General features: G+C 65.0%; 16 protein-coding genes. 7 read left to right on the forward strand and 9 right to left on the reverse strand.

What is annotated here, in order from left to right; translation table 11 throughout:
• Positions 1–9: 9 nt before the first annotated feature.
• Positions 10–381, forward strand: coding sequence for a hypothetical protein (locus PJW05_RS21285; RefSeq protein WP_271408935.1), 372 nt, complete (start codon positions 10–12; stop codon positions 379–381).
• 73 nt (positions 382–454) lie between these two features.
• Here the strand turns inward: PJW05_RS21285 and PJW05_RS21290 are convergent, their stop codons facing one another.
• The 5 genes from PJW05_RS21290 to PJW05_RS21310 form a co-directional block, all read right to left on the reverse strand.
• Positions 455–664 (reverse strand): cold-shock protein, encoded by a 210-nt coding sequence (locus PJW05_RS21290; protein WP_004421058.1) that lies wholly within the window; start codon positions 662–664, stop codon positions 455–457.
• A 326-nt stretch (positions 665–990) separates the two neighbouring features.
• Positions 991–1,986: a DUF4340 domain-containing protein gene (locus tag PJW05_RS21295; RefSeq protein ID WP_271408936.1), complete on the reverse strand. Its 996-nt coding sequence runs from the start codon at positions 1,984–1,986 to the stop codon at positions 991–993.
• A 10-nt stretch (positions 1,987–1,996) separates the two neighbouring features.
• The gene (locus PJW05_RS21300) at positions 1,997–3,832 is read right to left on the reverse strand and encodes a GldG family protein (protein WP_271408937.1); all 1,836 of its coding nucleotides are present in this window, start codon (positions 3,830–3,832) and stop codon (positions 1,997–1,999) included.
• Between the two features lie 2 nt (positions 3,833–3,834).
• Complete coding sequence (locus tag PJW05_RS21305) at positions 3,835–4,569, reverse strand: ABC transporter permease subunit (protein ID WP_271408938.1); 735 nt, start codon at positions 4,567–4,569, stop codon at positions 3,835–3,837.
• Positions 4,566–5,489 (reverse strand): ABC transporter ATP-binding protein, encoded by a 924-nt coding sequence (locus PJW05_RS21310; RefSeq protein WP_271408939.1) that lies wholly within the window; start codon positions 5,487–5,489, stop codon positions 4,566–4,568. The genes PJW05_RS21305 and PJW05_RS21310 overlap by 4 nt, the downstream gene beginning before the upstream one ends.
• 232 nt (positions 5,490–5,721) lie before the next feature.
• On the opposite strand from PJW05_RS21310, the gene plsB reads away from it, so the two are divergent.
• The 5 genes from plsB (at position 5,722) to PJW05_RS21335 (ending at position 11,203) form a co-directional block, all read left to right on the forward strand.
• On the forward strand, positions 5,722–8,220 hold the full coding sequence (plsB, locus tag PJW05_RS21315) for a glycerol-3-phosphate 1-O-acyltransferase PlsB (protein WP_271408940.1): 2,499 nt from the start codon (positions 5,722–5,724) through the stop codon (positions 8,218–8,220).
• Between the two features lie 166 nt (positions 8,221–8,386).
• Positions 8,387–8,653, forward strand: a complete 267-nt coding sequence (locus tag PJW05_RS21320) for a hypothetical protein (RefSeq protein ID WP_271408941.1) — start codon at positions 8,387–8,389, stop codon at positions 8,651–8,653.
• Entirely contained in the window at positions 8,650–9,963 is a 1,314-nt protein-coding gene (locus PJW05_RS21325; protein ID WP_271408942.1) for a hypothetical protein, read from the forward strand. Before PJW05_RS21320 ends, PJW05_RS21325 begins: the two co-directional genes overlap by 4 nt.
• 120 nt (positions 9,964–10,083) lie before the next feature.
• Positions 10,084–10,482: a YbaY family lipoprotein gene (locus tag PJW05_RS21330; RefSeq protein WP_271408943.1), complete on the forward strand. Its 399-nt coding sequence runs from the start codon at positions 10,084–10,086 to the stop codon at positions 10,480–10,482.
• Between the two features lie 43 nt (positions 10,483–10,525).
• Positions 10,526–11,203: a DUF4197 domain-containing protein gene (locus PJW05_RS21335; RefSeq protein WP_271408944.1), complete on the forward strand. Its 678-nt coding sequence runs from the start codon at positions 10,526–10,528 to the stop codon at positions 11,201–11,203.
• A 200-nt stretch (positions 11,204–11,403) separates the two neighbouring features.
• On the opposite strand, the gene PJW05_RS21340 is transcribed toward PJW05_RS21335, so the two are convergent.
• The 3 genes from PJW05_RS21340 to PJW05_RS21350 form a co-directional block, all read right to left on the reverse strand.
• Positions 11,404–12,561: an aromatic ring-hydroxylating oxygenase subunit alpha gene (locus PJW05_RS21340; protein WP_271408945.1), complete on the reverse strand. Its 1,158-nt coding sequence runs from the start codon at positions 12,559–12,561 to the stop codon at positions 11,404–11,406.
• A gap of 151 nt (positions 12,562–12,712) precedes the next feature.
• Complete coding sequence (locus PJW05_RS21345; RefSeq protein ID WP_271408946.1) at positions 12,713–15,829, reverse strand: efflux RND transporter permease subunit; 3,117 nt, start codon at positions 15,827–15,829, stop codon at positions 12,713–12,715.
• A 6-nt stretch (positions 15,830–15,835) separates the two neighbouring features.
• On the reverse strand, positions 15,836–16,939 hold the full coding sequence (locus PJW05_RS21350; RefSeq protein WP_271408947.1) for an efflux RND transporter periplasmic adaptor subunit: 1,104 nt from the start codon (positions 16,937–16,939) through the stop codon (positions 15,836–15,838).
• A 92-nt stretch (positions 16,940–17,031) separates the two neighbouring features.
• On the opposite strand from PJW05_RS21350, the gene PJW05_RS21355 reads away from it, so the two are divergent.
• Positions 17,032–17,667, forward strand: a complete 636-nt coding sequence (locus tag PJW05_RS21355) for a TetR/AcrR family transcriptional regulator (RefSeq protein ID WP_271408948.1) — start codon at positions 17,032–17,034, stop codon at positions 17,665–17,667.
• Between the two features lie 24 nt (positions 17,668–17,691).
• Here the strand turns inward: PJW05_RS21355 and PJW05_RS21360 are convergent, their stop codons facing one another.
• On the reverse strand, positions 17,692–18,465 hold the full coding sequence (locus PJW05_RS21360) for a class I SAM-dependent methyltransferase (protein WP_271408949.1): 774 nt from the start codon (positions 18,463–18,465) through the stop codon (positions 17,692–17,694).
• Positions 18,466–18,497 lie beyond the last annotated feature (32 nt).

Genomic DNA, 18,497 nt, shown 5'->3' on the forward strand with positions numbered 1-18,497 from the left:
GAGTTCCCCATGCGCCAACCCGATATCGAGATCTACCTCAAGGATGCCGACCAGGAAGCCGTCACCGTCTGGCTCAACACTGCGCTGGGCTCCTGCACGCCGTGGCAACAGAAGGGACAGACCTTCAAGTGCCTGGCCGGGGACATTCCCGTCACCTGGCTGCCGAAGGCGGTTGGCAAGTGGCACAGTCTCTACCTGGAGAGCGACGCCACGCCCTGGGAAGACGACCTCGGTTGCGCCCACGCGGCCTTCGCGGCCCTTGGCGTGGAAATTCGCTGTGCGCCCGGCGGCTGGCAGGAAGCACAGGGCGAAGAGGACGCCGACCGCTGGATCAAGGTGAATGCGGAAGGCGAGCAGGAAATCATCTGGCGCACCGATTGAGCTACCGCGAGACGAACTCCGGCACCACAGAAAGCAAAAGGCCCGTCACTGACGGGCCTTCTGTTGTTGAGTTTCAGACCTTGGCGACGTCTTCCGCCTGCAGGCCTTTCTGACCCTGGATCACGGAAAACTCCACCTTCTGGCCTTCCAGCAGAGAGCGATGCCCCTCGCCGCGGATAGCACGGTAGTGAACGAACACATCAGGACCGCTTTCGCGCTGAATGAAACCATAGCCCTTGGCGTCATTGAACCACTTGACGGTTCCGATCTCACGATCAGCCATTACTGCTCTCTCCAACTCGCAATTTTGTTGTTTGCCCCCTTTGGAGGGGGCTTCGACGGTGCGGTAAAGACGTTCTTCTTGTTATATCCAACCCCGGCGGAATCAAGCTTGGAGCGGGTATTCGAATGGCGTTCTTTTTTTGACCGCGACCGGAGTATACGACAAGAGTTCGCGCTGAAAAGCACTTTTTTATGACAGTACGGAATGCCCGTGCCATGCGGGTTGGACGCTCTTTTTTGGTTCTTCGGGAGTACAAAATGGGGCACAGAACAAGGCGGAAATGAACTATCCATTGTCCGATTTACCGCCTTCCTCCATCACTTGCCTTACTTGGCGGCGAGTACATCTTCGAGAGTTTTGGCCAGGGCCTGATATTGGAAAGGCTCCAGTCGATAAGCCCAGTCAAGCTTGCCCGGCACGCGTTCCTCGGCGAGCTTTTCCTTGCCCTTGAGCACCAGCCAGGGCTGTTTACCCTGCTCGTGGACCTCGCCCCGCAGTTCACCGCCATCGAAGGTCGACAGGCTGAACTCCAGCAGCGGCTTGCCTTTGAACTGCACCTGCGCCAGGGGGGCGTTGTCGGCGAACTCCAGGCCGGCGAACAGGGTCGCCATGCCGTTGGCCGCCGCCTCGTAGGCCAGGCGACGCCCCTTGGGCAATTGCTTGAGCTTGAGATTGGGCTCGGAGGCCGAGTCCCGGTAGACGGTCAGGCGGCTTCCGTTCGGGTAGGCGACCTCCACCTGCCGGATGCTGGCGAAGGGAATTTCCGCCACCCGCCGGTCAAGCCAGGCGAGCTCGCTCACCGGCATCGGCATGGCCTGGTCCACCAGCCACACCTGGTTATCGCCATACAGACGAACCAGTTGTCCCTTGCCCTGCTGCGCCGGCTTGCCCACCAGCAGCTCCAGAGGGGGCTCGCCGCCGCGCTCCAGCTTGATGCGTGTGCCCTGCTCATCGACACCGCCCTTGTCGGCCAGGCCGACGCGGCCATGCAGTTCGGGGTTGGCGGTCTTGGCTTCTACCTTGCGCGCTTCGGCCAGCGCCCGCAGCAGCGTCGCCACAGGCTGGCCGGCCGCCGGGTAGTCGGCCTTGGCCGGCAACACCCAGACGCCGTCCTTGCGCGCCAGGCGCACGTCGGGCTGGTCCGGACGCCGCACGTCCAGGGCGGTGACGGTCGACAGCGTGCCCTGCAGGTCCGGCAGCAGCAGCTCGCGGCTGCTGCCGGACACCGTGGACGCCGGTCGCGAGGCGTCCTGCTGGAGGTAGTAGGCCGCGCCCAGGCCGGCAGCCAGGAGCGCGAGAAGAATCAGGCTGTTACGTCCCATACGGTCCTCCTCAGGCCTTGCGCCGACGGCGCCAGAACCACAGCGCCAGCACGCCCAGGGTCAGCACCAGGGGCACCAGGGCAATGTTGACGAATTTCAGGGTGCGCCCCAGGTCCTCGATGCTGGCATTGAGCTGGAAGCGCACGTCACGCAGTTCCTTGCGGATACGCAGTTTCTCCTGGACGAACTGCTGTAGCGCGACCTGCTGTTCCGGGGTCAGCTCCAGGGCCTTGGCCGGGTCCTGGTTCTGCTGCAGCGACGCCAGCTTCTGCTCGGTATCGGCGAGGCGCTGCTGGAGCGCCTGCTCCTGTTCGCGGAACTTCACCTCGGCGTCGCGCTGGAGCTTCTCCACCACGTCGAACGGGCGGCTGAAGCGGCCACGGGAACGCACGCTGATCAGCGCGTCGGAGCCGGCCAGGTTATCCAGGGCGTTGATGGCGAAGCCGGAGTTGTCGGCCCAGGGCTGGGGCACGCGCTGGCCGAAGAAGTCCTGCACTTGCACCCACATGCGGTCGCTGAGGAGGTCGGTGTCGGCCACGGCAATCACGTTGATGTTCGCCGCAGACTGAAGGCCATCCTTGTGACCCTCGATGCCGTCGGGGAAGGCCGACTGCGCCGGGCCACTGATACGCGCAGCCACGGCGTAGCGCTCGCCGGTGGGCTTGAGTTCGCGGATCAGCTCTTCGGGATCGGCCAGCATGCCAAAGCGCTGCACATCGAACGGCATGGCGTACTCGGAACTCTGGATCAGGGGTACGAAGCGGGTCTTGGCGCCGTCCAGCGGCTTGAGGATACCGGCGGTGGCCAGGGTGATGTTTTCCAGCCCAGCGGTACTGATATCGCTCTGGTCGAGGCTGTGTCTGGGCAGGTTGAGCCAGGCGGCATGGCGCGCCGGCGGCTTGTCCGGGCCCATGCTCACCGACATGGCGTTGGCGCCGTCGCCGAGGACCTTGCCCGGCAGCATCTGTACGCCCCACGCCTTGAACAGGGGCTCCAGGTCGGAAGACTTGTCGCCGTCCGACTCGCCCGCCATGGCCGTGCCGTGGTCAGCCTCGCTCCAGGGGTCGACGAACGCCAGCAGCTTTCCGCCGCGCAGAATGAACTGGTCGATGGCGTACAGGGTTTGCTGCGACAGGTTCTTCGGATGCACCAGCAGCAGCACCGAAACCTTCTCCGGGATCTGGTCGACGTCGCCCTTCAGGCTCTCGATCTGGAACAGTTGGCGGATTTCCTCCATCACCATCCAGGGCGGCGTCGGCTGCCGGCTGGCCATGTCGAAGCCGCCGTTGAGCTGCAGCCCGGAGAGCACCCCCACCACCGGACGCTCCGGCGTGGCCAGGCTCTGCACCAGGCGGCTGATCTCATATTCGAGGAATTCCTCCTGGTCCAGCGGGAAGAACGGAATGATCTGGGTGTCATCCACGCCATTGGTACCGGCCAGGCCGAAATAGACCTGATCCCCCCCCTGCTGCAGCGGGATCGCCTGCAAGCCAAACTCGGCGGCCCGGTCCTCATCCTCGGAGAAGGGCTCGGGGTCGACGACGTGCAGTTTGATCTTGCCGTCGGCGGCCTGTGCGTAGGCCTTCAGCATTTCCTCCACGCGCCGCGCGTAATTGCGCAGCACCACCAGGTCCTTGGCGGTCTTGTCGGAGTAGAAGAAATACAGGTTGATGGGCTCGTCGATCTCGCCAAGGATCTTCTTCGTCCCGTCGGAGATGGTGTAGAGCTTCTGTTCAGTGAGGTCGACCCGAGCATTGGTCAGGGTCAGGCCCGCGAGCATGTTGAACGCCAGGAAGGCCAGGGCGATCAGCAGCAGCCCGGCGCCGGAATACATCAGTCTTTTCATGTTCAGTCGGCCTTCTTCAGATCGACCACCACGGCGGTGGCGGCCAGCCAGGCGGCGATCAGGGTGACGAAATAGAGCAGATCACGCAGGTCGATCACACCCTTGCTGATGGCATCGAAACGGGTCAGAAAACTCAGCGAGGCCACGGCATCCAGCAACCACTGCGGCGCCCAGGCGCTGAAGGCGTCCAGCACCAGCGGGAAGCCGCTGACGATGAACAGGAAGCACACGCTGACGGCGAGGATGAAGGCGATCACCTGGTTCTTCGCCAGCGCCGACATGCAGGAGCCGATGGCGAGGAAGGCGCCGGCCAGCAGCCAACTGCCGATGTAGCCGGTGACGATGGCGCCGTTGTCCGGCTCGCCCAGGTAATTGACCGTGACCACCATGGGAAAGGTCAGCAGCAACGCCAGCCCGGCGAAGGCCCAGGCGGCGAGGAACTTGCCGGTGACCGCGTCGAAGCGCGTGATGGGCAAGGTCATCAGCAGCTCGATGGAACCGGACTTGCGCTCCTCGGCCCAGAGGCGCATGGCGATGGCCGGCACCAGGAACAGGTAGAGCCAGGGGTGGAAGTTGAAGAAGGGCGCCAGGCTCGCCTGGCCGCTTTCGTAGAAGCCGCCCAGATAGAAGGTGAACACCCCGGACAGCACCAGGAAGATCACGATGAACACGTAGGCCAGCGGGGTGGCGAAGTAGCTCGCCAGCTCGCGCTTGAAAATCACCAGCAACTGGGTCATGCCGCTTCTCCCCGGGTCAGTCGGCGGAATACTTCGTCGAGGCGGCCGCGCTCCACGTCCAGCTCCCTCACTTTCCAGCCCCGCTGGTGAATCAACTGGTTCACCTGCGGGAAAATCACCTCGCCCGGCTTGGCGAGGATGGTCAGGCTGCCCTGGACGGCGTTTTCCTCGATGCCGGCGACGCCCGGCAACACCGCCAGGGCCAGCATGTCCAGTGGTTCCTCGGCCACCAGGGTGACGGCCTGGTGGTAGCGTGAACGGCTTTCCAGCTCGAAGGGCGTGCCGTCGGCCACCACCTTGCCGGAGGCGATCACCAGCGCCCGGCTGCAAACCGCCGTGACCTCTTCGAGGATGTGGGTGGAAATGATCACGATCTTGTCTTGGGCCAGGCTCTGGATCAGTTGGCGAACCTGGTGCTTCTGGTTCGGATCGAGGCCGTCGGTGGGTTCGTCGAGGATCAGCGCACGGGGGTCGTGGAGGATCGCCTGGGCCAGGCCGACGCGGCGCTTGTAGCCCTTGGAGAGGGTCTCGATGGACTGGCCGAGCACGTTCTCCAGTTCCACCTGGCCCACGGCGCGGGCCACCCGTTCTTTCTTCTCGGCGCCACGGAAGCCGCGGACCTCGGCGATGAACTCGAGGAACCCGCGCACCGTCATATCGCCGTAACAGGGGGCGCCTTCCGGCAGGTAACCGATCTGCCGCTGGGCCTTGAGGGTCTGGGATTGAATATCGAAACCGAAGATGCTCGCGGTGCCGGAAGTCGGCGCCAGGAAGCCGGTGAGCATCTTCATGGTGGTGGACTTGCCCGCGCCGTTGGGGCCCAGAAAGCCCAGCACCTCCCCGGGTGCGACGCGAAAGGACAGGTTATCCACGGCGGTATGCTGCGCAAAGCGCTTGGTCAGGTTCGTTATCTCGATCATGGCCCTTAATCCCTGTGGGAAATGCCCCTGGCCATGCCGGCCTCCGGGGCCCCGTAAAAAAACTGCCGGACTATAAGGAGTCCGTCGGCGGCATTGCAAGGCAGCCCTTTCTGCGAAAAGTTGCAGGAAAATTCGGTCAATTGCGACAGCCTCTGCCTTTTTGCGACCTGCCAGGGAATCCGGCAAACTAGCCGCCCCGAGCAAATGCTCGTTTCCACAGCCTTACCCCGTCATGACCCGCTCCCCTTTCCGTCGCCTTGCCTTTGGCACCCTGCGCCGCCTGCTCTACCTCTGGGTACGCTCGGAAACCATCAACCAGTCCGCCTTCACCCTGAAGCTCGACCGCAGCAAGCCGGTGCTCTACGTGCTGCAACAGCCGTCGGCCAGCGACCTGGCGGTCGTGGACCGGGAATGCACCAAGGCCGGGCTGCCGCGCCCGGTGCTGCCGGTGGCGGTGGGCGACCTGCTGGAACCGGCCGCCTTCTTCTACCTGGCGCCCGAACCCGGCTGGTTCGGCGGCCAGGACAAGCGCGGCGCATCGCCGACCCTGGTGCGGGTTCTGGGCGCCATCGGCCAGCACGCCGTGGACGATGCTCAGATCATCCCGGTGACGGTGTTCTGGGGCCAGTCGCCGGACCGCGAGACCAGCCCCTGGAAGCTGCTGTTCGCCGACAGCTGGGCCGTAACCGGTCGTCTGCGCAAGCTGGTGAGCATCCTCATCCTCGGCCGCAAGACCCGCGTACAGTTCTCCGCCCCCATCCATCTTCGTGAACTGATCGAGCAGGACAAGGGGCCGGAACGCACCCTGCGCATGGTCAACCGCATCCTGCGGGTGCACTTCCGCAACCAGAAGACCGCGGTCATCGGCCCCGACCTGTCCCATCGCCGCAACCTGGTGAAGGGCCTGGTGCGCGGTCCGCAGGTGCGGCAGGCGATCGCCGACGAGGCCGAACGCGAGAAAGTCAGCCCGGCCACGGCCGAAGCCCGCGCGCTCAAGTACGGCAACGAGATCGCCTCCGACTTCGCCTACACCGCCATCCGTTTCCTCGAAGTGGTGCTGTCCTGGTTCTGGAACAAGCTCTACGAGGGCATCAAGGTCAACCATATCGAGCAGGTCCAGGAAACGGTGCATGGCCATGAGGTCATCTACGTGCCCTGCCACCGCAGCCACATCGACTACCTGCTGCTGTCCTACCTGTTGTTCCGCAACGGCCTGACGCCGCCACACATCGCCGCCGGCATCAACCTCAACATGCCGGTGATCGGCGGTCTGCTGCGTCGGGGCGGCGCCTTCTTCATGCGCCGCACCTTCAAGGGCAACCCGCTGTATACGGCGGTCTTCAACGAGTACCTGCACACCCTGTTCAGCCGCGGCTTCCCGGTGGAGTACTTCGTCGAAGGCGGCCGCTCGCGCACCGGGCGCATGCTGCATCCGAAGACCGGCATGCTCGCCATCACCCTGCGCAGCTTCCTCCGTTCCTCCCGCCTGCCCATCGTCTTCGTGCCCGTGTACATCGGCTACGAGCGCGTGCTGGAAGGCCGCACCTACCTGGGCGAACTACGTGGTGCAAGCAAGAAGAAGGAGTCCATCTTCGACCTGTTCAAGGTCATTGGCGCCCTGAAGCTGCGCTTCGGCTCGGTGGCGGTGAACTTCGGCGAACCGATCAAGTTGGCGGAATTCCTCGACCAGCAGCAGCCGGACTGGCGCGCCCAGGAACTGGGGCCGCAGTACCGCCCGGCCTGGCTCAACGACACGACCAACCAGTTGGCCGTGCGCATTGCCCGCCACCTCAACGAGGCGGCGGCGATCAACCCGGTCAACCTGGTGGCCCTGGCGCTGCTCTCCACCAGCCGCCTGGCCCTCGACGAGCGCGCCCTGACTCGCGTCCTGGATCTTTACCTGACCCTGCTCCGCGCGGTGCCCTATTCGCCCCACGCCACCTTGCCGGAGGGCGACGGCCAGGCGCTGATCACCTATGTGCAGAGCATGGGCCTGCTGGCCGAGCAGAAGGACGCCCTGGGCAAAATCCTCTACCTGGACGAGCAGAATGCCGTCCTCATGACCTATTACCGCAATAACGTGCTCCACGTATTCGCCTTGCCGGCGCTGCTCGCCTGCTTTTTCCAGAGCAGCTCGCGCATGAGCCGCGAGCAGATCCTGCGCTACACCTGCGCGCTCTACCCCTACCTCCAGGCCGAACTGTTCATCCGCTGGGACGCCAGCGAGCTGGACGAGGTGGTGGATCAGTGGCTGGCGGCCTTCGTCGAACAGGGCCTGCTCAAGACGGAAGGCGACGTCTACGTGCGGCCGGCGCCCAGCTCGCGGCAGTTCGTCCTGCTGACCCTGCTGGCCCGCGCCATCGTGCAGACCCTGCAGCGCTTCTACATGGCCATTGCGCTGCTGCTGAACGCCGGCCAGAACCAGCTCAGTGCCGAGGAACTGGAAGACCTCTGCACCGTCATGGCCCAGCGCCTGTCGATCCTCCATGGCCTGAACGCCCCGGAGTTCTTCGACAAGAGCCTGTTCCGTCACTTCATCCAGACCCTGCTGGACCAGCGCGTGCTGCGCCGCGACGAAGCCGGAAAGCTGAGCCACCATGAACTGCTCGGCGAACTGGCCGAAGGCGCTGCCAAGCGCGTGCTGCCGGCGGAAATCCGTCTTTCCATCCGCCAGGTGGCCCTCGACCGCCCGGGTGAAACCGGCGAGGAACTTGCGCCGATATCCGACTGACCGCTCCCTCCGGGCCTTCGGGCCCGACCTCCCTTTTTCAAGACGCTTCCTACAACGCAGCCGGAGAGCTGCCGACAGGCTTACCCCGGTCCCCTCCGTACCATCGGCGCTGCGTTGCCTCGGCTAGCCGAGCGCATCACCAGCCCAGATTACGGAAGACCCTCCCATGCTGCTGAAAACCATCACTGTCGAGAACGACGCACGGGAGACGGCCAACGCCGCCATCCTGTGCAGTTTTGCCGTCCCCCGGATCGACCGCAACATCGTCGTATACACCCTCAACGAGGAAGACCGCCAGGGCACCGCCAAGGTGTACGTCGCCAGCGCGGTGCCGCAGGACGGCGGCTACCGGCTGGAACGCCTGGAGTCAGACCAGGAATGGAAGTGCGCGATTCAGGTGCTGAAACGGATCACCAAAGGAGGCGAGCAGTGAACGGAACGAACGAGCTGGACTTCCATTTCATCGACCTCGTCGGCGACATCACCGGCCAGGACCGGCAACCGGCTACCACCAGCGGGCATCGCAGCCTCTCGCTCAGCCGCGCGTCGCTGAACAGGCTGCTGGCCACCCACGACAGCAACAACACCGGTGTCCCGCTCCCCGCAACCACGCCGTCACCCGCATGCCAGGAAGCGGTTCCGGTCCCGTCGTCCCGACTGCTCAGCAGCCTGACCCTGGCCGTGGACTACAGCCTGCCCGCCCAGTCGACTGCCGTCGACTCACCGCCCCAGCACGAGGAGGCCAGCCAGGGCGACCTTCCCAGCGAACACGCCGCCCCAGTCCCGGCAGCGGTCGAGGAGGTTGCCACAGGCACGGACGTTCAACTGGAGCAACACCCGGAGCAGGACAAGCAACAGGTCGATGACGAGCCCATGCCGGTGCTTGCGTTACTGCACCCGCCGACCGAAGAGGGCCAGCCTGCCCCCCTGGATCAGGAGCCCGAAGAGCGCAACGACGCTACCAGCGCAGAGAGTCGGGACAGCCTGGAGCAACCGGCGCCGTCCACCGTTCCGCACTGCGGCGAAGAATCGATCGCTGCGCCGTCCCCAGTAGAGGCTGAGCACAGCCAGGAGTCCGTTGCGGGCGACGCGTCGTCAGCGGCCGAGGTGACTCCGGCCGATGACGAGAGCCAGGAAGAAGCGGCGGCTGTTCCGGCCGTCCTCGGCGGCGATGCCGAAAGCGTGCTTGGGGAAGTGCAGTTCACCCTCGACTCACTCGCCGAGATGGCCAAGGGACTGACCCAGCAGCGGCTGGACGCAGTCCGGCAGCAGGACGGCCTGGACAAGCGCAAGGCGCAGTTGCAGGAGAAGGAACGCCAGCTGGCCGACAAGGAAGAGCAGCTCCGACTGCTGGAAGCGCGCCTGAATCGCGAATGCTCCGACCTTGAGCGCAGCGCCGAGGACAGCGCCCGCGCCCTGGCCGAGCGCAGCGCCGCCCTCAAGGCCCTGGCGGAAAGCGTCGAGGCGCGTGATCGCAGCACCATCAAACTCGCGGAAACCCTGCGCCAGGAAAAACTGCGCAATGACGAGTTGGCGGAAACCCTGCTGCGCCGTGCCGATGTCCTCGACGAACGCGAGGCTGCGCTGAACCGCCGGAACGATGAGCTGACGGAAAACTTCAAGCAACTGGTCGCCGCCAAGGACCGCTTTCGCGCGCTGGTCAAGGCCTTCAACGAAACGGTGCAGTTCAACGACACCCTCAACGTCATCTCCAGCGCCGCTCTGGACGACCTCCCGCACTGATCTCGCCCCATCGCCCCCGGACAGGGGGCGATGTCCGCTCGACTGCCGCGATCTCCCCTGGTTAATCGCATTCCACCCTCTATAGTGGGTCCAAACATCTCCCACTGCCCCGAGGTCCCGATGAAAGCACTCCCCCTGATCCTCGCCACCGGCCTGCTCGCGGCTTGCGCCGGCCAGCCCGCCAGCGAATCCCGCCGCCTGGACGGCGAGGTCTTCTATCTGCAGCGCATCGCCCTGCCGCCCACCGCGGTCCTCAGTGTCAGTCTGCAGGATGTTTCCGTGGCCGATGCGCCGGCGCGGGTGCTGGCCCGCCAGCAAGGGCCGGTCAAGGGCCAGGTGCCCCTGGCCTTCCGGCTCGATTACGACCCCGCCCGAATCCAACCGAATCACCGCTACGCGGTAAGTGCGCGCATCGAACTGGACGGCAAGCTGATGTTCATCAGCGCCGAGCAGCACTCGGTTAAACTCGACGGCTCCGACCCGCAGCCCCTGCGCGTCAAGGTCGACCCGGTCCGCTGAGAGTCGGTTCGACCGCCATGCCGATAGCCACAAGGATGCAGCCATGATCCGTTTCGCCACCCTCTGCGCCGGCCTCGCCCTGTCCGCCGGCGCCTACGCCCTGTCCCTCACCGACCTGACCCAGCAGGACGCCAGCGGCGGCCTCAAGGATGCCCTGATCCAGGGCGCCAAGGTCGCCGTGCAGCAGTTGGGCAAGCCGGGCGGTTTTTCCAATGACCCCGAAGTCCGTATCGAACTGCCGGGCAAGCTCGGCAAGGCCGCCAAGACCATGAAGATGATGGGCATGGGCGCCCAGGTGGATCAGCTCGAAGCGGCCATGAACAAGGCCGCCGAGGCCGCCGTGCCCCAGGCCCAGGCATTGCTGCTGGATGCGGTGAAGAAGATGACCGTGCAGGACGCCAAGGGCATCCTCAGCGGCCCGGACGATGCCGCGACCCAGTACCTGAACAAGACCAGCCGCGAGCAGTTGCGCGCGAGGTTCCTGCCCATCGTCAAGCAAGCCACCGACAAGGTCGGCCTGGCGCAGCAATACAACAGCTTCGCTGGTCAGGCGGCGAGCTTCGGCGTAGTGGACGCCAAGAGCGCCAACGTCGAGAGCTATGTGACCGAAGAAGCGCTGGACGGTCTGTTCAAGGTGATTGCCGAGCAGGAAGCCAGCATCCGCCAGAATCCGGCAGGAGCAGCCACCAGCCTGGCAAAGAAGGTGTTCGGGGCGCTCTGAGGTCGCTCGGCATGAAGAGCCCGGCATGATGCCTAATGCCAGTCAGATAAGCTTTTGGTTCCCTCTCCCCCAGCCCCTCTCCCACACGTGGGAGAGGGGTGACAAGCGTTCAAATGAACGGCATTGGGCTTGATGCCGAACTTTTTTGCGTACGCCAGGGGCACTCGAGCCCGGCATCGGATTAGCCCGCTGGCGTACCTTCACCTCGCCACAACCTCCACCCGCCTATCCCCCAGCGCCTCATCCAGCCCCTGGTGGAACCACCTCAACGCCTGCTCGAAGCGCCCATGCCAGAGCCGGTCGCTGGCACCAGCCCGGATGCCCGCCTGCACCCGCGCGGCCATGGCGAAGTCCTCCTCCAGGGCTGCATAGAGAATCGCGTTGTTCTTCTCGAAGTAGCGCTGCGCCTTCTCGGTGACCGGGGCTTCGGGCAGCAGCGTATGGCCGAGCACGCGGGTGGCCAGCGGACCATCGGGGAATACGGTGGAGAAGTCGATATGGTCCGGCTCCACCAGCACCAGGGTGTTGGGCCAGAGGAAATACAGCAGGTTACCGTGGCACCGCAGGTTCCAGTCGCATTCCGGCTGGTCGAGGACCTCCCGCAAGTTGCGTTTCACGTAGTAGTTGCGGATATGCCGGCCGAAGCGCTCGAACAGCCCCAGGTTGGGCCAGAACAGGTGGTCGATGGTGGCCTGGTGGGCCTTGGCGACGTGGTAGTTCTCCAGGAAGGTGTCGATGGTCAACTTCCAGTTCACCGGCCGACGGATGTCCTGGGGATCGAATAGCACGTGATCATCCAGGGCGAAGCTGTCGAAGTCGGCGAGAATCTGTTCGCCGAAGAAGGCGTCCATGTCCAACGCCGGTCCCGGCGAGTGGCGCGCCCAGATGGCGCCGAATCGCTCGGCCACCGGCACTTCGGTGAGATTCAGGCAGGCCCGGTCGACGCCTTCGAAACCATAGCCATGGGGGATGCCCCGCAACTGGCCGTCCGGGTTATAGGCCCAGGCGTGATAGGGGCAGACGAAAACCCGGTTGCGCCCGGCGGCATCGCCCACCAGCTGGGTGCCACGGTGCTTGCAGACGTTCAGGAAACCCCGCAACCGGCCTTGCTCGTCGCGGGTCAGCAACAGGGGCGCCAGCAGGTCGCGGGTAATGAAGTGACCCACCGCGACCTCGCTGGAGCGGGCCACCAGCAGCGGCTCGCGGCGCAGCACTTCATCCCGCTCACGGCGATAGCGCTGTTCGTCGAGGTAGGCCTCCACCGGCAGGGCCGAAGGCGACTCAACACATTCGGACAGGCCCTGCTCCACCAGGGACAAGGTTCTCTTGAGCAGTTCCACCTGGGTCGCGTGCTGCATGGTCACCTCTTCTTTTCCGTCGGGCGGTGATGCGTGCAGCCAGTCTCCGTCTGGCGGCGGACGGCGCCAAGGGCCCTGCTGGAAGTGGCTTAGTGATTGGCGGAAACGGCCGGATCGGCCATGAAAAAGGCCCCCGAAGGGGCCTCTTTCGTCAGTGGCTGGGCTGGGCGTCCGGCGTCAGCGCCGGCTGGACCTGCCGGGCCTCCACCGGCTTGACCCTGAACCAGGCCGCATAGAGCGCCGGCAGGAACAGCAGGGTCAGGGCCGTGGCGACGATCAGGCCGCCCATGATGGCCACGGCCATGGGGCCGAAGAACACGCTGCGCGACAACGGGATCATCGCCAGCACCGCCGCCAGGGCAGTGAGCACGATGGGCCGGAAGCGCCGCACCGTGGCTTCGATGATGGCATGCCAGCGGTCCAGTCCCTGGGCGATGTCCTGTTCGATCTGGTCCACGAGGATCACCGAGTTGCGCATGATCATCCCCGCCAGGGCGATGGTGCCGAGCATGGCGACGAAGCCGAAGGGCTGGCGGAACACCAGCAGGAACAGGGTTACGCCGATCAGGCCCAGGGGCGCGGTGATGAACACCATGGCCGAGCGCGAGAAGCTCTTCAGCTGCAGCATCAGCAGGGTCAGCACCACGACGACGAACAACGGCATGCCGGCGTTCACCGACTTCTGCCCGCGGGCGGAATCTTCCACGGTGCCGCCCACTTCCAGCAGGTAGCCATCCGGCAGCTCGGCGCGGATCGAGTCGAGGGTCGGCGAGATGTCCTTGACCAGGCTGGCCGGCAGGGACTTGTCGTAGATATCGGCACGCACCGTCACGGTGGGCAGGCGATTGCGGTGCCAGATGATGCCTTCCTCGAAGCCGTACTCCAGGGTGGCGATCTGCGACAGCGGCACGCTTCGGCCATTGTCGGTAGGCACCGCCAGGCTCGGCAGCAAGGCCAGTTCCTGGCGCTCGCGCACGGTGCCGCGCAGGAGAATCTCGATCAGCTCGTTGTCTTCGCGGTACTGGCTCACCGGCGCCCCGGTCAGCGAACTCTGTAGGAAGCGCGACAAGTCGGCGGTGCTCACACCCATGGCGCGGGCACGGTCCTGGTCGATATTCAGCCGCACCACCTTGCTCGGTTCTTCCCAGTCCAGGTGCACGTTCACCACATGGGGGTTCTCGCGCACCTTGTCGGCCACCTGGCGGGCCAGGGCGCGCACTTCGTCGATGTGCTCGCCGGAGACACGGAACTGCACCGGGTAGCCCACCGGCGGCCCGTTCTCCAGGCGTGAGATGCGGCTGCGCAGGGTCGGAAATTCATCGTTCAGGGTCTGGATCAGCCAGCTGCGGATCTGCTCCCGCTCCTCGATGGATCTGGCCAGCACCACGAACTGGGCGAAGCTCGCCGCCGGCAACTGCTGGTCCAGCGGCAGGTAGAAGCGCGGCGAACCGTTGCCTACGTAGGCAACGTAGTTATCCACCCCCGGATGATCGCGGAGCAACTGCTCCAGGCGCTTGACCTCGGACTCGGTATTGGCCAGGGAGGCGCCCTCGTTGAGCTTGAGGTCCACCATCAGTTCCAGGCGACCGGAGGCCGGGAAGAACTGCTGGGGCACGAAGCGGAACAGCGCGATGGAGGCGACGAACGCCGCCAGAGTCAGCAGGATCACCGTCTTGCGGCGCCGCACGCACCACTCCACCACGCGGCGAAAGCGCTGGTAGAACGGCGTCGAGTAGGGATCATGGCCCTTGTCGCTGCCTCCGTGCTTCTTCGCATGGAGCTTGGCCAGGTCCGGCAGGAGGCGGTCGCCGAGGTAGGGCACGAACATCACCGCGGCTATCCAGGACACCACCAGGGCGATAGTGACCACCTGAAAGATCGAACGGGTGTATTCGCCGGTGCCGGACTGCGCGGTGGCGATGGGCAGGAAGCCGGCGGCGGTGATCAGGGTGCCGGTCAGCATCGGGAAGGCGGTGCTGCTCCAGGCGTAGCTGGCCGCCTTGAGCCGGTCGTAGCCCTGCTCCATCTTGATGGCCATCATCTCCACCGCGATGATCGCATCGTCCACCAGCAGACCCAGTGCCAGTACCAGCGCGCCCAGGGAAATCTTGTGCAGGCCGATGCCGAGGTAATACATCGTGGCGAAGGTCATCGCCAGCACCAGCGGAATGGAGAGCGCCACCACCAGGCCAGTGCGCAGCCCCAGAGAGAAGAAGCTCACCAGCAGTACGATGATCAGCGCTTCGGTGAGCACGCGGACGAACTCCCCGACCCCGGTCTTCACCGCCGCAGGCTGGTCCGAAACCTTGCGCAACTGCATGCCGGCCGGCAGGTTCTGCTGCAGGCGGGCAAACTCGGTCTCCAGCGCCTGGCCGAGCACCAGGATATCGCCGCCGGCCTTCATCGAGACGGCAAGACCGATGGCGTCCTCGCCCATGAAGCGCATGCGTGGTGCCGGCGGGTCGTTGAAGCCTCGACGGACCTCGGCCACATCCCCGATGCGGAAGGTGCGGTCGCCCACGCGGATGGGGAAGTCGCGGATTTCCCGCACTGAGTCGAAACGGCCGGACACACGCAGTTGCACGCGATCACTGGGGGTCTCGAAGAATCCGGCGGCGGCGACCGCATTCTGTTCTTCCAGAGCCTGCTGCACGGCGGCCAGCGGCAGCCCCAGGGTGGCCAGCTTGGTGTTGGACAGTTCGATCCAGATCTTCTCGTCCTGCAGGCCAAGCAGCTCCACCTTGCCCACATCCTTGACCCGCTGCAGCTGCAGCTGGATGCGGTCGGCGTAATCCTTGAGCACGGCGTAGTCGAAGCCCTCGCCGGTCAGCGCATAGATATTGCCGAAGGTGGTGCCGAACTCGTCGTTGAAGAAGGGCCCCTGGATACCCGGCGGCAGGGTATGGCGGATATCGCTGATCTTCTTGCGAACCTGGTACCAGAGTTCGGGAATCTCGTTGGAATGCATGGAGTCGCGGGCGATGAAGGTCACCTGGGACTCGCCGGGGCGAGAGAAGGAAACGATCCTGTCGTACTCGCCGGTCTCCATCAGCTTCTTTTCGATGCGTTCGGTGACCTGGCGGGAGACTTCCTCGGCGCTGGCGCCTGGCCAGTTGGTGCGCACCACCATGGCCTTGAAGGTGAAGGGCGGGTCTTCGCTCTGCCCCAGCTTGGTGTAGGAAATGGCCCCGACGATGCCCAGCAGCAGCATGATGTAGAGGACGATCTGGCGATTCTGCAGCGCCCAGGCGGAAAGGTTGAAATTCACGGCGCCTTACTCCTTGGCCAGCATCTTCACCGAGCGATTCGCGCGGTCCACCGGCCGCACCTGCTGGCCTTCGCGCAGCACCTGCACGCCGGCGGCGACCACCCAGTCGTCGGGCTCGAGACCCTCGAGCACCGGCACGCGATCCTCACCATAGGGCCCGACGCGAACCAGACGACGCTCCAGCGTGGAATCCTTGGGGTCGACCACCCAGACATAAGGCTGGCCGGCCTCGGCGGTCAGCGCCGACAGCGGCACGGACAGCGGCACCACACCATTGCTGCGGATGAATACGCGGGCGCTCTGGCCCAGCTCCGCCGGTACCTTGCCGTCGGAGAAGGCAACCCGCGCGGCAAAGGTGCGCGATTGCGAATCGGCGGCCGGCGCCAGTTCGCGAATGCGCGCCGGGAAACGCCGGCCGAGTTGTGACCAGAGTTCCACAGCCACCTCCTGGCCTACCTTGAAGCGGTCGATGGCATGTTCCGGCAAGCTGATCAGCACTTCGCGCTCGCCGTCGGCGGCCAGGGTGAAGACGGTCTGGCCGGCGGCCACCACCTGCCCTACTTCCGCACGGCGGCTGGCGATCACCCCGTCCTGGGACGCACGCAGCACGGTGTAGGCAGCCTGGTTGCTGGCGACGTTGAATTCGGCCTTGATCTGCTTCACCCGCGCCTCGCCGGCGCGGTAGGTGTTTTCCACGTTGTCGTACTGGGAACGGCTGATCATTTGCCGGTCCAGCAGGGTGCGGTAGCGGTCGCGCTCGGCGCGCACCAGCTTGAGATTGGCCTCGGCGGCGGCCACCTGGGCGCGGGCAGACTCCAATTGCAGGCGCACGTCCTGCGGGTCCAGTTCCGCCAGGGGCTGGTTCCTCTTCACGCGTTCACCCACTTCCACCAGACGCTTGGCCACCTTGCCGCCGATGCGGAAAGCCAACTCTGGCTCATAGCGCGCCCGCACTTCGCCCGGGAAGGTATCCACCGCATCCGCCGCGGGTTCCGGCTGCACCACCATGGCCGGGCGCACCAGTTGCTGCACGGGTTCACCCTTGCCGCAGGCCGTGATCAGGAGAGGGAGAGAAAGCGACAGAGCGAGGGGCAAGGCATGGCGGAACATGATGAATGACCTTTCGCGAAGAGCGGCTGGAATATTTATACTGCTGGGTATAGTAAAAATAGCAAACTCACCAGTCCAGTATTTAGAAAGAAATGTCTGACAATTCATTTCCGACCAGCGGCCCAGGCCGGCCGAAAGATCCCGCGAAGAGAAAGGCAATTCTCGAAGCGGCGAAGAACCTGTTCCTGAGAAACGGCTACGACGGCAGCAGCATGGATGCCATCGCCGCCGAGGCCGGCGTGTCCAAACTGACCGTGTACAGCCACTTCACCGACAAGGAGACGCTGTTCTCAGCGGCGGTAAAGGCCAAGTGCGAAGAGCAGTTACCGGAGCTGCTGTTCGAGTTGCCGGCGGACGCCAGCATCGAAAGCGTGCTGCTGAACATCGGCCGCAGCTTCCAGCAGTTGATCAACAGCCGCGAGTCCCTGGAACTGCATCGGGTCATGGTGGCCATGGCCAACCAGGACCCGAAGCTCGCGCGAATGTTCTACGAGGCGGGGCCGCTGCAGATCCTGCAGGAAATGACCGGACTGCTGCGCCATGCCCATGAGGCCGGCAAGCTGCATATCGAGCAGCCGCTGAATGCCGCCGATCACTTCTTCTGCCTGATCAAGGGCGGGCACAATTTCCGCCTGCTGATCGGCTGCGAAGCCGCCCTGGAAGGAGAAGAGGCCGAGCGGCACGTGCGGGAAGTGGTGGAGCTGTTCATCCGGGCCTATGCGCCCTGACGTAAGGACCGGGCCGGGGACCGATCAGGTCCCCAGCTTCTTCTTCGGATAGATGTCATACCGGCTGGATTTCCCTTCCAGCGCATAGCCCGGTTTGGCGCCTTCGATGATCGGCGCCTTGCGCGGCCGCTTCACCACCACCCGGTGACTAGCCAGGGCCAGGGCGGCCTCCAGCAATGCCGGGGCGTCCTGGTCATCGCCCACCAGGGGGCGGAACAGGCGCATCTCCTTCTTCACCAGGGCGCTCTTGTCGCGGTGCGGGAACATCGGATCGAGGTAAATCACCTGGGGGACCTCCCCCTGCCAGTTGCGCATCAGCTCGATGGCGTTGCCCTGCAGCAGCCGCATGTGCGCGGCGATTGCGGCGGTCTCCGGTTCCCGGCCGGCGCGGACCAGGCCATCTTCCAGCAGCGCGGCGATCAGCGGCTGGCGCTCGATCAGGGTCATCTCGCACCCCAGGGTGGCCAGCACGAACGCGTCACGCCCCAGACCCGCGGTGGCATCCAGGACCTTCGGGCGAATACCGGGCTGCACACCCACCGCCTTGGCGATCATCTGTCCGCTGCCGCCGCCGAACTTGCGCCGGTGTGCCGCCGCACCTTCGACGAAGTCCACCCGCACGGGGCCGGGCGAGTCAGGCCCGAGCTGCAGCAGTTGCAAACCCTCACCACCCAACTGCAAGGCGAAATCCGCCTCGCCCTCACGCAGCAACCCCAGCCGCGCGGCCCAGGCCTCCAAGGCTTCGGCATAGGCCGGTTCGAGGGACTCGGCCCTCACCCTGACAGAATCTTCACTCATGGACGTCCACGCCTGACCTGAAAAACCCGCGC

Origin of the sequence: Pseudomonas sp. Q1-7 (assembly GCF_028010285.1) — a bacterium.
Classification (GTDB): Bacteria; Pseudomonadota; Gammaproteobacteria; order Pseudomonadales; family Pseudomonadaceae; genus Metapseudomonas.

Excerpts from the sequence above, each read along its gene's own strand:
- PJW05_RS21320 (WP_271408941.1), top strand. The coding sequence starts at position 8,387 with ATGCTGCTGAAAACCATCACTGTCGAGAACGACGCACGGGAGACGGCC.
- PJW05_RS21330 (WP_271408943.1), top strand. The coding sequence starts at position 10,084 with ATGAAAGCACTCCCCCTGATCCTCGCCACCGGCCTGCTCGCGGCTTGC.
- PJW05_RS21300 (WP_271408937.1), bottom strand. The coding sequence starts at position 3,832 with ATGAAAAGACTGATGTATTCCGGCGCCGGGCTGCTGCTGATCGCCCTG.
- PJW05_RS21360 (WP_271408949.1), bottom strand. The coding sequence starts at position 18,465 with ATGAGTGAAGATTCTGTCAGGGTGAGGGCCGAGTCCCTCGAACCGGCC.
- PJW05_RS21290 (WP_004421058.1), bottom strand. The coding sequence starts at position 664 with ATGGCTGATCGTGAGATCGGAACCGTCAAGTGGTTCAATGACGCCAAG.
- PJW05_RS21285 (WP_271408935.1), top strand. The coding sequence starts at position 10 with ATGCGCCAACCCGATATCGAGATCTACCTCAAGGATGCCGACCAGGAA.
- PJW05_RS21335 (WP_271408944.1), top strand. The coding sequence starts at position 10,526 with ATGATCCGTTTCGCCACCCTCTGCGCCGGCCTCGCCCTGTCCGCCGGC.
- PJW05_RS21295 (WP_271408936.1), bottom strand. The coding sequence starts at position 1,986 with ATGGGACGTAACAGCCTGATTCTTCTCGCGCTCCTGGCTGCCGGCCTG.
- PJW05_RS21340 (WP_271408945.1), bottom strand. The coding sequence starts at position 12,561 with ATGCAGCACGCGACCCAGGTGGAACTGCTCAAGAGAACCTTGTCCCTG.
- PJW05_RS21305 (WP_271408938.1), bottom strand. The coding sequence starts at position 4,569 with ATGACCCAGTTGCTGGTGATTTTCAAGCGCGAGCTGGCGAGCTACTTC.
- PJW05_RS21350 (WP_271408947.1), bottom strand. The coding sequence starts at position 16,939 with ATGTTCCGCCATGCCTTGCCCCTCGCTCTGTCGCTTTCTCTCCCTCTC.
- PJW05_RS21310 (WP_271408939.1), bottom strand. The coding sequence starts at position 5,489 with ATGATCGAGATAACGAACCTGACCAAGCGCTTTGCGCAGCATACCGCC.
- plsB (WP_271408940.1), top strand. The coding sequence starts at position 5,722 with ATGACCCGCTCCCCTTTCCGTCGCCTTGCCTTTGGCACCCTGCGCCGC.
- PJW05_RS21355 (WP_271408948.1), top strand. The coding sequence starts at position 17,032 with ATGTCTGACAATTCATTTCCGACCAGCGGCCCAGGCCGGCCGAAAGAT.